The sequence below is a fragment of the Butyrivibrio sp. genome, from assembly GCF_017433805.1.
Classification (GTDB): Bacteria; Bacillota; Clostridia; order Lachnospirales; family Lachnospiraceae; genus Butyrivibrio.
In genome coordinates this window covers 13,933-28,411 of record NZ_JAFRGN010000003.1, presented here as the reverse complement: position 1 = coordinate 28,411, position 14,479 = coordinate 13,933, and the positions used below count along the sequence as shown (strand labels likewise).

The 14,479-nt window shown below is 42.3% G+C and carries 13 protein-coding genes; all 13 read right to left on the bottom strand.

Annotated features, from left to right (window positions below):
* Positions 1-70: 70 nt before the first annotated feature.
* Positions 71-376, bottom strand: coding sequence for a helix-turn-helix domain-containing protein (locus IJI01_RS00205; protein WP_292184025.1), 306 nt, complete (start codon positions 374-376; stop codon positions 71-73).
* Positions 377-514: 138 nt separating this feature from the next.
* Positions 515-1,423: a ParB/RepB/Spo0J family partition protein gene (locus IJI01_RS00200; RefSeq protein WP_292184024.1), complete on the bottom strand. Its 909-nt coding sequence runs from the start codon at positions 1,421-1,423 to the stop codon at positions 515-517.
* Entirely contained in the window at positions 1,404-2,207 is an 804-nt protein-coding gene (locus IJI01_RS00195; RefSeq protein ID WP_292184023.1) for a ParA family protein, read from the bottom strand. Before IJI01_RS00195 ends, IJI01_RS00200 begins: the two co-directional genes overlap by 20 nt.
* Positions 2,204-3,169 (bottom strand): DUF6017 domain-containing protein, encoded by a 966-nt coding sequence (locus tag IJI01_RS00190; RefSeq protein ID WP_292184021.1) that lies wholly within the window; start codon positions 3,167-3,169, stop codon positions 2,204-2,206. The genes IJI01_RS00195 and IJI01_RS00190 overlap by 4 nt, the downstream gene beginning before the upstream one ends.
* A gap of 285 nt (positions 3,170-3,454) precedes the next feature.
* Positions 3,455-4,855: a 23S rRNA (uracil(1939)-C(5))-methyltransferase RlmD gene (gene rlmD, locus IJI01_RS00185; RefSeq protein WP_292184018.1), complete on the bottom strand. Its 1,401-nt coding sequence runs from the start codon at positions 4,853-4,855 to the stop codon at positions 3,455-3,457.
* Positions 4,856-5,044: 189 nt separating this feature from the next.
* Positions 5,045-5,308, bottom strand: a complete 264-nt coding sequence (locus IJI01_RS00180; RefSeq protein ID WP_292184015.1) for a DUF4366 domain-containing protein — start codon at positions 5,306-5,308, stop codon at positions 5,045-5,047.
* A gap of 42 nt (positions 5,309-5,350) precedes the next feature.
* A complete protein-coding gene (locus IJI01_RS00175) occupies positions 5,351-7,858 on the bottom strand; it encodes an ATP-dependent helicase (protein WP_292184013.1) in 2,508 nt (835 codons plus the stop codon).
* A 25-nt stretch (positions 7,859-7,883) separates the two neighbouring features.
* Positions 7,884-8,546, bottom strand: a complete 663-nt coding sequence (locus IJI01_RS00170) for a DUF1836 domain-containing protein (protein WP_292184010.1) — start codon at positions 8,544-8,546, stop codon at positions 7,884-7,886.
* 44 nt (positions 8,547-8,590) lie between these two features.
* The gene (gene recN / locus IJI01_RS00165; RefSeq protein WP_292184007.1) at positions 8,591-10,285 is read right to left on the bottom strand and encodes a DNA repair protein RecN; all 1,695 of its coding nucleotides are present in this window, start codon (positions 10,283-10,285) and stop codon (positions 8,591-8,593) included.
* Between the two features lie 60 nt (positions 10,286-10,345).
* Complete coding sequence (locus IJI01_RS00160) at positions 10,346-10,795, bottom strand: arginine repressor (RefSeq protein WP_292184004.1); 450 nt, start codon at positions 10,793-10,795, stop codon at positions 10,346-10,348.
* Positions 10,796-10,860: 65 nt separating this feature from the next.
* Positions 10,861-11,709, bottom strand: coding sequence for an NAD(+)/NADH kinase (locus IJI01_RS00155; protein WP_292184002.1), 849 nt, complete (start codon positions 11,707-11,709; stop codon positions 10,861-10,863).
* Positions 11,710-11,711: 2 nt separating this feature from the next.
* The gene (locus IJI01_RS00150) at positions 11,712-12,614 is read right to left on the bottom strand and encodes a TlyA family RNA methyltransferase (RefSeq protein WP_292183999.1); all 903 of its coding nucleotides are present in this window, start codon (positions 12,612-12,614) and stop codon (positions 11,712-11,714) included.
* Positions 12,615-12,624: 10 nt separating this feature from the next.
* On the bottom strand, positions 12,625-14,478 hold the full coding sequence (gene dxs / locus IJI01_RS00145; RefSeq protein ID WP_292183995.1) for a 1-deoxy-D-xylulose-5-phosphate synthase: 1,854 nt from the start codon (positions 14,476-14,478) through the stop codon (positions 12,625-12,627).
* Between the last annotated feature and the right edge of the window lies 1 nt (position 14,479).

Sequence of the window (14,479 nt, the reverse complement as noted above, 5' to 3'; positions counted from 1 at the left end):
CTCAATATTATACGGATGTAAACTCTAACTGCTCTTATTGGCATCATAAATCCACCTATTTCTCCAATATCTATACTATACACTTAATTACCTCATTTTGTTCTGTAGCATTCAGCTTAGAATAAAGCTGATAATACTTACCTAATCGCTTCATTCTGGCTTCTTCCTCAGAATTATCACCATAGAGCAGCCAATTACTGGACACATCATATAATGCAGAAAACTCTCGAATTTCTTCTGCAGATACTACTCTCTTGCCAGACTCAATCGCACTAAGAGTTGGTCGCGACATTTCCATAGAACGTGCTGCATCCTCTTGATGAATACCAGCCTTATTTCTTGCCTCTTTTAATCTATCAGCTATAGTTTTATCCATATTTCACCTCCATGTCAGCATTCCTGACATCTTTATAATAGCACATTCATTTTTCGATGTCAGCATTTCTGACATTAATATTCATAAATATTTCCAGACTCATGAAAATCATGAGCCTGGAATCATGATAAATATTATTTATGCTCTGTTACCTGCCCATTGCTCCAATAGCTGTAGAATCTGCATTTCCATCTCTCTAGCTGTTGTTTTCTGAGGGAAATATTTTTGAAGAATGCTACTGTCAAACACCACACGGTTTAGAGGATTTTTCTTTTCCTCGTCCATTATTCTTTCTATGAGTTCTGCAGTACAATTCCCTTCCTGACTTGATTTCTTCAATCGCTGTGCTTGTGATAATGACGGAGTAGTCTGTGCTATTTCCATTGCCTCATAAAACTCTTTCTGTTCTTCCGGCTTCATATAGGAAATCTCTACTGCAGGATTAAAAGCTATTTTCTTTTCATCTACAAGATCAAGAAGCTCTGGAATAAGATTGTTTAGCCTTACAAACCTCTGCACCGTTCTAGCACTTTCACCGGTTTGCTTTGCCAGCTCTTCATCTGCGCGTAACCTCGTGCCAACTTGACACGAAGTAAGATCTGTTCGCTTTCCCTGATGCTTTAATGCCTCCATCTTCATTTTATAAGCCTTTGCCCTTTCACTTGGCAAAATATGTTCCCTCTGTAGATTAGAATCAACCATCAAAATGGTTGCTGTATCATCGTCCATTTCACGAATAATTGCAGGGACTTCTTTTTTCCCCGCCATGATGGAAGCATACCTTCTTCTGTGTCCAGAAATCATCTCGTATTCTCCATTACCATCAGGACGAATTATTACAGGTACGAGTACTCCGTATTCTCTAATACTATCAACAGTTTTTCTCATATCCTCGTCATCAAGCACCTTGAATGGGTGATTTTTAAACTCATGAATCTGATTGACCGGAATCATAACAACCTGCTCGCCGGTCTCTTGTCTCTTTTCTTCAGTTGTAAAAATATCTTCATAGCTCTTTAAGCTAATATTAGTTCCTCTTCTGGTCATAGCTAAGCACCTCCTGTGTTAATGATGAATAAGCTTCAGCGACTTTGCCTGAAGGATCATAAGCAAAAATGCTCTTCCCTTCTGCACTCGTCTCAGCAGCTCTAACTGATCTTGGAATCTCTGTCTCAAACACATTTATCTTGTTGCAGTAGGTATTACGAATTAAATTGCTGATATCCTTGGCATAATTCGTTCTAGCTTCTACCATGGTAATTAGAATTCCTTCAATACATAACTTTGGATTAATTTGACGCTTAACCTGGTTTATTGTTGCAAGTAATTGTTCTAAGCCTTTTGCTGATAAATAGTTTGCCTGAACAGGAACTAATGTTGCATCAGAGGCTGCAAGAGCATTTACAGTAAGCATCCAAAGACTCGGCATACAATCCAAAAGAATGTAATCATAATCTTCTCTCAGTGTCTCTAGAAACTGCTTAAGAATACGCTCTCTGTTCATGGTATTCACAAGTGATACTTCTAACCCCGCAAGAGAAATATTTGAAGGGATCAAATCAATACCTTCCTGCTGATGGATCAACACCTCATCCAGCGCCACTGGATTTTCACTTATTGTTCCATTCAGAAGATCTGAGAGTGTAAGTTCCAAATCATCAGGTTGTGGATACCCCAGGCTGATCGTAAGAGACGCTTGGGGATCTGCATCTATTAGAAGTACCTTCTTCCCTTGTTTTGAAAGTCCTATTCCTAAGTTTTCCACTGTGGTAGTCTTTGCTGTACCGCCTTTCTGGTTAACTACAGCAATAATTGTTGCTTCTTTTTTCATACTGTCTCCTTCCAATTTGCCATGTCATAACTGACCTTGGCTGTATAATAGTGATCTATTGTTAGTGGTGCGTTGTAGATAGTGGTAAGTAAGTATTGCTTGATGTTATGGATATCTGATGCTTGATGCTTGAAACAATCCAGGATATATTCCATATGGCTTGAATCCAATTTCATAAACTGTGCTTTTACCACCTCTGTTGGTTTATCCTCTCCGGATATCCGGATTGTCTTTGCCTTGCTGTTAAGCACATCGATCATGATTTCAAGAATTTCATTAATCCTTCTGACTTCGTAAGGATTCCTTTGAGACAATATGTCTATTTCCAGCTTTTCTCTAAGATAATCCTCGTATTGTTCTCGTAATCTTATCGAATCCTCCTTTTCCTGTGCCTTTACCACCTTTATCTTCGGAGATGCTGATTCCGCCGATAGATTGATTAGATTGGTATTATTAAAATCAGTGTTGTTATAATTAGTATTATTAGTGCATGATTTCCATGAGTCCGGACCTGTGATTATCACATTTCTAGATTCATGATTTTCATTAGTCTCAGAATCATGATTTTCATGAGTCTGAATTATTCTTCTGTCAGGCCCATAGTCATGCAATCCGGTAGCAAAGTCCTTTACGTAGATTTTTGTTGGCTTACCCTGACCTTGCTTTTGTCTTTCTATTAAACCGGCTTTATCTTCCAGCTCTTTTAGCATCTTCGTTGCTTTCTGATTAGCACAGTGCATATCTGCCATAATCCGATCCAATTTGTAATAAATAAACACTTTGCCATCTTCATCAAGCCATCCATTTTTTGCTGAAAGAGATGCTCTGTCCAGCATTAAGGAGTAGAGAATTTTAGATTCCATCGTTATTCCTGCAAATTTTTCATCCGTAATCAAAATCTTAGGAATCTGATAAAAAGCAAATTGATCTGCCCCTCTGCCATAAAAATAATCAAAATCCACTGGCGTTCCTCCTTTCTTAGATTTGGAATAAAACAAAAAAAGACGCCTAACCCACAGGAAATGCTGTAAGTTAAGCGTCTTCCGACGATTCTTATTTTGTTTATATCAGACATATTCAAGTAGTGCACTACTGTCACGACGTAGGCTCTATTTTTGCACCTACTGTCACGAGTTCGACAGCTACAACTACCCGAATATACTTTTTCATGTGCTTTCCACGCTCAGAATAATCAGTCTTATCAAACGTAAAATGCTCGAAAAAGTGCGTAAATTCAAGGATTTCTATTAGTTCACTCTTGTGAGCAACACTACAGTCTCCACATGATTAGTCCATGGGAACTGATCTACGGCGACAGCACGTGTCATGGCGTAGCCGTTTTCCTGGAGGACTTCAAGGTCACGGGCAAGGGATGTAGGCTTGCATGATACGTAGATCATGTATTTAACACCGTAGCCGATGATCTTCTGAAGGGCCTTAGGGTTGATGCCATCACGAGGAGGATCGAGGATGATCATGTCAGGCTTATCCTCGATCTCATCAAGAACCTTGAGGACGTCGCCGGCGATGAATTCGCAGTTGTCGAGGCAATTGAGCTTGGCGTTTTCTTTGGCAGCTTCAACTGCTTCCTCGACAATTTCTACACCGATAACCTTGTTGGCAACTGGTGCCAGGAGCTGGGAAATAGTGCCTGTTCCTGAGTAAAGGTCATAGATGATCCCGTCTTTGTTGATTTTCTTCTGGTCGTAGAGGCTCTTAATGTAGGTTCTGACCGTCTGGTAGAGGACCTCGGCACTAAGGCTGTTAGTCTGGAAGAAAGAGAATGGTGTTATTCTGAACTTTAGTCCCAGAAGGTGCTCGTAAAAGAAATCCTGACCATAGAGGATCTCAGTACCCTCGTCAATTACAGCATCTGCCAGAGAATCATTCTTGGTATGAAGAATACCAGCAATTCTGCCTGTAAGAGACAGGCTCAAAAGAGCATCCTTGAATCCAGTAAGGTCATGCTCCTCCTGAGTTGTAGTAATGAGGTCAACCAGGATGTCGCCTGTTCTGACAGCCTTTCTGACAAGAAGGTGTCTGAGGTATCCAACCTGCTTCATCCTATGGTAAAAAGAAATCTCTCCATTAGCATACATTGGTGAGAAATAGTCCAGAGTTGCTGAAAGAATTGCCTTGTAATCGTCATCAACAATTCTACAGCCACTTACAGTTACGATGTCATAGAAGCTGCCCTTCTTGTGCATTCCAAGGCACAGTGGACCTCCCATAACTTCATCTCCAAAAGAGAATTCCATCTTATTTCTGTAAGCAAACTTAACAGGGCTGGTCTTGATTCCTTCCCAGGTAAAGCGCTCAGTCTGTCTGTCCATGGCAGGCTTAAGAAGAGTCTTAACCTGCTGCTCCTTAAGACCAAGTTCCTTAACATAAGGCATGGTAAGGTAGCTACAGCCACCGCACTTGCCGAAATGAATACATGGGCTCTCAACAGAATCAGATGGTTCCTCTAATACTTCCACGAGTCTTCCCTCTGCTCTGTCCTTCCTGACTTTCTGAATCTGTACAGAAACCTTCTGATCTGGAAGGACACCTTTAACAATGACCTTGCCCTCAGCAGTTTCTACAATACCTTTATTAGGGAATTCTACCCTTTTTACAATTCCTTCTATAATTTCTTTTTTCTTCACTTTGATCTTACTCTCTAACTGTTTTACTCTATTACTTACTGATTCTTTAATCTGTACTCTTATTGTCTTCTAACTACATGCTCCCAGACCATTTTACTGGCATCAGCATAATGATCCTACATCTGAACATATTACGAGCCAAGCTTCAGATCAACTCCCCCACTTGGCTCTGAATAATCACTGTTCTATTTACTCCTTGATGAAGTCCTCGTCATCGAAATCATCATCGAAATCATCGAAGTCATCATCATAATAATCATCTTCAAAAGCTGGTGTCATATAGCGATAAACCATAAATGAGATGATTGCTACAGCAGAAACGGCTCCAAGCACAGCCAGAATCCAAAGGATCACATTGGAAGGCTTCTTAGCATTAGCAGCTTCTCTCTTGTCAAGTAACTCGTTGATACGTGTCAATTCGATAATGTCATTGATCTTAGATTGTACTTCCATAGTAACCCCTTTCTCATAAAAAAATATTGCTAATTAATTATATCACATCTTCTTAAGCTTAGCGAAAGCTGCGTACATAATCTTCTGACCGCAGTCGTCAAATTCAACTGTAACCTTGTAATCTCTTGGTCCCTCTTCCAGAGAAGTTACAGTTCCATTGCCGTATTTGATGTGAGATACTCTGTCGCCTTCCTGATAATCAGGCTTCTGCATCTTGGTAGGCATTCCCTTGGATAATCCGGCAAGGCTTCCCTTGGTATGAGTAGCTGCTGCCCCTGAAATATAAGGCTTATCCTTGGGCTGAGCTCTCTTAATGGTGGTAGTCTTAGGAGAAGCCTTGAGCTTGTAGGTACTAGCCACACCGGACTTAGAACCGCTTCCAGATGTACTACTAAAGCTCTTTCCCTTGTAACTATCCTTTATACCTGCACCAACTCCAGTGCTCTTACCATATCCAGAGTTCCTACTACCATAGCTACTTCCAGAATCTCCATATCCCGAATTCCTATATCCGTAGTCCTTATCTCTGTAGCTATCCTCTACGCCCTCGTACTCGTCAATAGAATCGCCATCATCAAAAAGAAATGCTGGTTTCTCTACTGCTGCAGACTTATCGAGAAGATTACCCGGAATCTCGGTTACAAAGCGGCTGAGGTGATTGAACATGGTCTCGCCCCTTACCATTCTACGTCTTGCAGCGCAAAGAGTAAGATACTTCTTGGCACGAGTGATTCCAACGTAAGCAAGACGTCTCTCTTCCTCGATGCCCTCAGGATCTGAATCCTCAGTCTGAAGAGTCATATAGCTAGGGAACACTCCCTCTTCCATTCCTGCCAGATAAACATGCTCAAACTCAAGTCCCTTGGCACTGTGAAGAGTCATGAGAAGAACCTTCTCGTTGTCCTCACCAATCTTATCTATATCAGCAACCAGCGCTACTTCCTCAAGGAAGCCTGAAAGTGTTGGCTGCTCTACCTCTTCGTTTTCTTCATAGGATGCGATCTTGGAGATAAGTTCGTCCACGTTCTGGGCTCTGTCATTGTCCTCGCTATCATCCTCATCAAGAGTTCTGAGATATTCCATATAATTTACTGTATCGATAACATCCTTGAGAAGTTCCTCGAGAGAACAGGTCTTCATCTTGGTCCTGAAGGCTCTGATCATTGTCACAAAGTCTTTTAACTTGGAAGCGCTTCTGGAAACAGCCATGATCTGATCTGCCTCACAAAGTGCATCATAGAAGCTTATCTTCCTCTCATCAGCGTAGTTCTGCACATAATCAATAGTTGTAGCACCGATACCACGCTTAGGCACGTTGATGATTCTCTTGACTGCGATATCATCTGAGCCATTGTCGATGGTCTTAAGGTAAGCCAAAAGATCTTTGATCTCGCGTCTGGAATAGAAATTAACGCCGCCTACGATGTCATAAGGAATTCCCTCATGAACAAAACGCTCTTCTATAAGTCGTGACTGTGCGTTGGTTCTATAGAGTACTGCACAATCATCATAACTGAGCTTGCCGTTTCTCTTAAGCTTACCAATATCACTTGCTATAAACTCGGCCTCATCATAAGCAGTATCAAACTGTCTCAAATGAACAAGCTCTCCATTTTTCTCATCAGTCCAAAGAGCTTTCTCCTTACGTCCATAGTTGTTATGGATAACAGCGTTGGCTGCATCAAGGATCTGCTGTGTAGATCTGTAGTTCTGCTCAAGCTTGATAACTGTAGCATCAGGATATACCTTCTCGAAATCAAGGATATTTCTGATGTTGGCGCCTCTGAATCTATAGATACTCTGGTCATCATCACCTACAACGCAGAGGTTGCGGTATTTGTCTGCCAGGAGTCTGATGAGCTCAAACTGTGCATTGTTGGTATCCTGATACTCATCCACCATGATATAGCGGAATCTCTCCTGATAAGAATCAAGAACCTCTGGACAAGCCTTGAAGAGCTCAACGGTTTTCATGATCAGATCATCAAAGTCCATGGCGTTGTTCTTCTTGAGAGCTGCCTGATATTCTGTATATGCCTTGGAAATCTTGACCTTGATAAAGTCATTCTGAGTTGCAAGAGCATATTCCTCAGGTGATACCAGATTATCCTTGCACTTGGAAATGCTGCCCATGATCTGACGAACCTTGAGCTGTGTGGTCTCAAGCTGGTATTTCTTGCAGATTTCTTTCATGAGTGTTTTGGAATCATCAGTATCATAGATTGTAAAGTTATTGCTAAATCCAAGCTTATCAGCGTATCTTCTAAGGATACGTACGCAGCTGGAGTGGAAGGTTGAAACCCAAATGCTCTCAGCACCAAAGCCAACAATCTTATCTACTCTCTCACGCATCTCACCAGCGGCCTTGTTGGTGAAAGTGATAGCCATGATATTCCATGGATTAACATTGCATTCATCTATAAGGTAAGCCACTCTGTGTGTCAGTACCCTTGTTTTACCAGAGCCAGCTCCGGCAAGTATCAGAACAGGTCCGTCTGTCTGAAGTACAGCCTTTTTCTGCTGTGAATTAAGTGTATCGTAAATTCCCATTAAAAACCTCTAAATCTATATTGCTTTATTTCTTCTTATCCTTGCCTTTGTCTTTGCCGGCAGCCTTATCTTTGGCCTTGTTCTTCTCATTCTCAGATACCACGTTATCAAGTATCTTCTCGATCAGAAGCTTTTTAACATAGACATCGTAGGACAGCTCGATAATGAAAGAGAACATCTGCATGCGCTTTCTCTCTTCATCGGACAGCTTGATGTCATCAAAGGTATCAAGGCTTCTTGCATATTTCTTTTTAAGATCCTCGATAACAGGCTCAAGAGCGTCACTCTGAAGCTCATAGGCTGTACTATAGATCTTGACAAGGTTAAGCTCATCATCACTTAAATGGAACCTAGCCTTCAAAGGCTCAATAAGAGTCTGAATGTCATTTATAGACAAGATATTCTTGAGATAATAAATAAATATCAAAAGAATCAGATGATCCTTGGAATACTTCTTCCTGACAGGAGGAGGTAAAAGATCATTCTTGGCATAGTTATTGATCATGGTCTTGGTCAATATCTTGTCAGTCTCAGGATGCCTTGTCGTCTTCTTGAGTCTCTCGTCCATAAATGTCGTGAGCTGATCCATGTAAAGGTCGATATTAGGCATCTCCTCCAAAGAGATGGTATCAATCCTTCCAAGTGAAGCTATTATGCTGTTTATCAGGTCGTCATTATCAATTGTCATCAGGATTTCCTCACTATTTTCCTGTCAATTAGTCAAAAGAAATATCACTTTCCAGCTTTACTCTCTCTAGCCATCTTCCTCATATCAAGAGCATTCTGGATTGTGGCCTCTGTTATCTCTTCGCCTCCAAGAAGTCTTGATAACTCCTTGGTAGAGTCATCCTCAGAAAGAGAATAAATGCTGGTCACTGTTCTACCATCAGATAAGCCCTTCTCGATCATGAAGTGGGTATCTGCCATAGCTGCAATCTGTGGAAGATGTGTAATGCAGATGATCTGGTGATCAAGTGACAGCTCGCCCAGCTTCTGAGATACCTTCCAGGCAGTCTTGCCACTGATACCTGCATCAATCTCATCAAAGATGAGTGTGCTGATATCATCCTTATCTGCTACTACGGTCTTAAGAGCCAACATGATTCTGGAAAGCTCACCGCCACTGGCAATCTTCTCAAGTGGTCTAAGGTCCTCGCCAGGGTTAGTAGAGATCATAAACTCCACATCATCGTAGCCACGAGCTGCTATGTTTTCCTCATCGCTATTTACTGCTATTTCAAACTTAACATCAAGGAAATTAAGGTCTATAAGTGCACTCTTTAATTTCTCTCCGAGCTCCTTAGCACCCTTTTTCCTGATAGCAGATATCTTCTTGCAAAGCTCCAGAACAGTCTTTTTCTGCTCATCAAGATCTTTTACCAATTTATTCCTATGAGCATCAAGGTCGGAAAGTGTATCAAGCCTTGCCTGCTTGTCATCAAACTGCTCCAGTACTGACTCAATGCTGCCGCCGTATTTATCCTTGAGGTGGTTGATGACATTGAGCCTATCCTCAGTCTCCCTGAACTCTTCATCATCAAACTCCAGATCCTTGATGTAGGCTGAGAGCGAATGATTGAAATCTGTTAAAAGATTCTCCACATCCGACAGCTGTGACAAAAGATCTGAAAGCTCTGAATCATAGGAAACAACTGATGAAAGCTCTCTTACAGCTCTTCCGATGATGTCTGAAGCACTTTCCTCTGACTCACCTGAGCCAGTCATGGCATAGGCTGTGTAAGCAGCTTCTGAAATCTTGCGGCTGTTAACCATCTTGTGGTAAGAGCTCTCAAGCTTCTCATCTTCTCCGACAACAAGATTAGCCTCTGAAATCTCATTAACCTCGAATTCCAAAAGCTCCTGTTCTCTTATTCTTGCTGTTTCATCAATATTTGTTTCGTCCAGCTGACTCTGAATATCCTTCATTTTCTGAAGGTTGTCTTTAAGCTTGCTTGGAAGGTCTCCCAAATTATCCGCGCAGTAATCATCGAGAATATCGAGGTGCTTTGGTTTGTGCAGAAGTTCCTGATGATCATTTTGTCCGTGGATATTGATCAGAATGTTAGAGATATCTTTGAGCTGCCTCGCAGATACAGATTCCCCACAAACCTTGGAAACACTCCTGCCCTGCATGAGCTTACGCTGGATAACTACAGTTCCATCCTCTTCTACAGGGATGTCCATTTCTTCCAACAACTTCCTCTGGCTGTCATTCTCAAGGCCAAAGGTCAGCTCAACAAGTGCATATTCTTCTCCGGTTCTGATAAGACCGGCATCAGCTTTTCCTCCCAGCGCCAGGTTCACAGAGCCGATAACTACTGATTTACCTGCGCCTGTTTCTCCAGTAAGGATGTTAAGCCCCTTGGAGAACTCGATCTCCTGCTCCTTGATAAGAGCAAGATTCTTAACGTGTAAACTGTATAACATATTTCCCCATCTTTCTACAAATGAGAACCCCGTCTTGTTTTATATAAAAAGAAATAGCGATTAAGCCATCATCTCTTTAAGCTTGTTCATTACTTCGATTGCCTCTTCGCCTGTCTTGATGGCAACAAAGATTGTGTCGTCTCCTGCAATACAGCCAACTACTTCTGACATCTCGATAGCATCAATAGCTGCAGCAAGCGCCATAGCCATACCAGAAACTGTCTTGATAACAAGAAGATTCTGAGCTACGTCCATCTTAACAAAGCCGGCCTTGAGTACGCTTACATACTTATCCTGCATTACATCGCTGTCTGCAGTTGAGTACACATACTTCTGTCTGCCATCCTCTGTAACCTGCTTGCTAAGCTTCATCTGTCTGATATCTCTGGAAACAGTTGCCTGGGTTACATCGTAGCCCTCGCCCCTAAGGAGCTCTGCGAGCTGCTCCTGAGTCTCTACCTCATGTCTTGCAATGAGTTCAATAATTTTGTCATGTCTGTTTTTCTTCATATAGTAACCCCCATAATAAAACATCTACCACGCCACAGGCACCATTTCATACCTTGCCTGGGCTATTACTTATCAAATTTCTTACCAAGAACCTCAAGGAAACTAACTCTGTTGAGTCTGATGATCTTGGTGGTCTTGTCTGACCTCTCTATTTCGATACGGTCACCCGTATTCATGTCAATTCTTCCACTTCCGTCAAAGTAAGCAACAACCTCCTGATTGCTGCCATCTCTGCCTTCTCTTATAACAACAGAAATCCTGGTATCAGCTGCCAGGACCATACTTCTGGAATTGATAGTATGTGGACATATTGGTGTCACAAGGATCATGTTACCTGATGGCTCTACGATCGGGCCTCCGGCTGACATACTGTAGCCTGTTGAACCAGTAGGTGTAGAAATAACGATTCCATCTGCATGATAATTGCATAAAAAGAGATCGTTAACATATACATCAAAATTGATGGTGGTAAGTGATGATTTTCTTGAAATGATAATGTCGTTAAGAGCATAGTCATGCTTGTCACAACCATCTCCATAGAGCATCATCCTGTCTTCTATTTCGAAGTCGCCTGCAAGCAAGCGTTTAAGCGCATCGTCAACACCGCTCTTTTCTACCTCGGCAAGGTAACCAAGAGTTCCAAGGTTAACACCGATAAGCGGTATATCAAGGTAAGCAGCGCTTCTTGCTGCCTGCAGCATTGTGCCATCACCGCCCAGAACTATGATGCATTCTGACTCTTCAGGAATATCACTGAGGAAGTCTCTGGCTACTCTTTGCTCCATAACGGCACCAGAGAATTTCTCGGCAATAACACACTTTTTACCATGCGCCTCAAGATACTCCTTGATATGCATGGTCATTTCCATTCCATGATCCTTACTGGTATTAGTAACAATGCAAAAATGATCCATAGTTATTTATCAAGACTCCCATGTGCTCTTGCAACTGTCTCTGCAATGAGCTTTTCCATATCAGGGCTGTGTGAAAAGCCCTCTCCACTCTCCTCCACGGCTTTCAGAGTCTTCTCTCCGTCTGCCTCAGTCAGATCAGCAACCTTCTCGTTCATCTCTGGATTCTTGCTGATATGAATCAGATATTCGATATTGCCTTCTGGTCCCTTAATTGGTGAATAATCAAGGTGAAGTACGGAAAATCCTGCAATATCTACAAAGTCCATTATTCTATGTACTACTTCTTCGTGTACCTTAGGCTCTCTAACTACGCCTTTTTTACCAACCTTATCCTTGCCAGCTTCGAACTGAGGCTTGATAAGGCATACCATCTGTCCTCCATCCTTGAGAAGACGTCTGGCAGGAAGAAGTATCTTGGTAAGTGAGATAAAAGAAACATCGCAGGATGCAAAATCAAGATCATCCTCTATATCTGCTCTTACCATATATCTGAAGTTTGTCTTTTCCATGCAGACAACTCTTGGATCACTTCTAAGCTTCCAGTCAAGCTGTCCGTGTCCTACATCTACTGAATAGACCTTGGTTGCTCCGTTCTGAAGCATACAGTCTGTGAAACCACCAGTAGATGCGCCTATATCCATGCATACTTTATTTTCCAGAGAAAAATCAAAATTCTTAACTGCCTTCTCAAGCTTGAGTCCGCCTCTTGAAACGTAAGGAAGTGTATCTCCTCTTACCTCAAGGCTTGTGATCTTGGCTTCCTCAAAGGTTGTTCCAGGCTTATCCTCTCTCTGACCGTTTACGAATACTTCACCGGCCATAATGAGAGTCTTGGCTTTTTCTCTTGATGGGGCAAGTCCTCTGTTTACCAGAAGAACGTCCAGCCTCTCTTTTTCTTTTGCCATAATCTAATCCTTATTTCCCTATTTCATCCATGATGCGCTGTGCTACTGACTCTGCATCCATTCCAAGCTCCTTGTACAGCTTGTCTACGCTTCCATGTGTTACGAACTTATCCGGAATAGCGATCTGCAGAACATACGCATCAAGTCTGTTGTCGTCTATGTACTGTCTGACCTTCTCGCCATAACCGCCTGTAGCCACGTTCTCTTCCATTGTTACAAAGAGCTTGTGTGTCTTGCTGGCCATGTGAATGTAGTCAGTATCTATTGGTTTAACGAATCTGGCATTTACAAGTGAGCACTTGATGCCATTTTCTTTGAGTATCTCTCTAACCTTTTCTGCAATCTTGACCATGCTGCCAACTGCAAGGAGACATACGTCTTTTTCCTCATAGATAGGCTCGCACTTGCCCATTTCGATAGGTGCTCTGAAATCCTGAAGTCCTGAGTAAGCATTACCTCTTGGATATCTGACTGCACTTGGACAATCAAGCTCTACAGCGAACTTGAGCATATCTGACAGTTCCCATTTATTCTTGGGTGCCATGATGTGCATGTTAGGCATTGTGGACATGTAGGACAGATCAAAGATTCCCTGATGTGTCTCTCCATCGCTTCCTACAAGGCCCGCTCTGTCTATAGCAAATACAACCGGAAGATTCTGAAGACATACATCTTCAAGTATCTGGTCATATGCTCTCTGTAAAAATGATGAGTAAACGGCAAATACTGGCTTGTAGCCACCAGCTGCCATTCCTGCTGCAAAAGTTACAGCGTGTTCCTCAGCAATTCCAGCATCCACGAATCTGTCTGGATACATGTTGCGGAATCTCTTAAGTCCTGTGCCATCTGCCATGGCTGCTGTGATAGCAACAACCTTGTCATTTCTGGCGCCGAGCTTACACATAACAGTACTAAAAATATCCTGATAATTAGCTGTTGTACGAGGGTTCCTTGGAAGTCCGTTCTCAATAAGGAATGGCTCAGTTCCATGGAATCTGGCTGGGTGTCTCTCAGCAGGCTCAAAGCCTTTGCCCTTCTTGGTCATAACGTGGATGATAACAGCTTTTTTGACCTTCTTGGCTTCGTTAATAGCCTTAACCATGCCAACTGTATCGTGTCCATCAATAGGGCCAAGATAAGTGATGCCAAGGTTCTCGAATACCATACCCGGTACAAAGAGCTGCTTAAAGCTGTTCTTGGCACGTCTGATACCGTTAACCATCTTGGGGTTAGAGTTACGAAGCTGTTCGTAAACATCCCACTTAAGATTCAGATAGCCTTCTGCAGTACGAACAGAATCAAGGTATCTTCTCATTCCGCCGACACTCTCAGAAATAGACATCTCGTTGTCGTTGAGAATAATGATGTAGTTAGTCTCAAGCTTGGCAGCGTTATTAAGCGCTTCATAAGCAAGACCACCAGTAAGGGAACCATCACCGATAACTGATACAACGGTGTAATCATCTCCCTTGAGATCTCTAGCCTTGACCATACCAAGTCCAGCAGAAATAGATGTTGAGCTGTGTCCTGTGTCAAAACAGTCAGTGTCAGACTCGCATCTCTTGGGGAATCCGCTCATTCCGCCATACTGGCGAAGTGTGTCAAACTGATCCTTTCTGCCTGTAAGAAGCTTGTGTGTATAGCACTGATGACCAACGTCCCAAATTATCTTATCCTTTGGAAGGTCCAGGGCAACATGAAGAGCCATGGTAAGTTCAACTGTACCAAGGTTCGATGCCAAGTGGCCTCCTGTGACCGACAATTTATTTATTAAAAATTCTCTGATTTCCTGGGCGAGTTCCGGATATTGATTCTTGGGAATATCCTTAATGTCCCCAGTCTTATTTATCTGATCGAGAAGCATC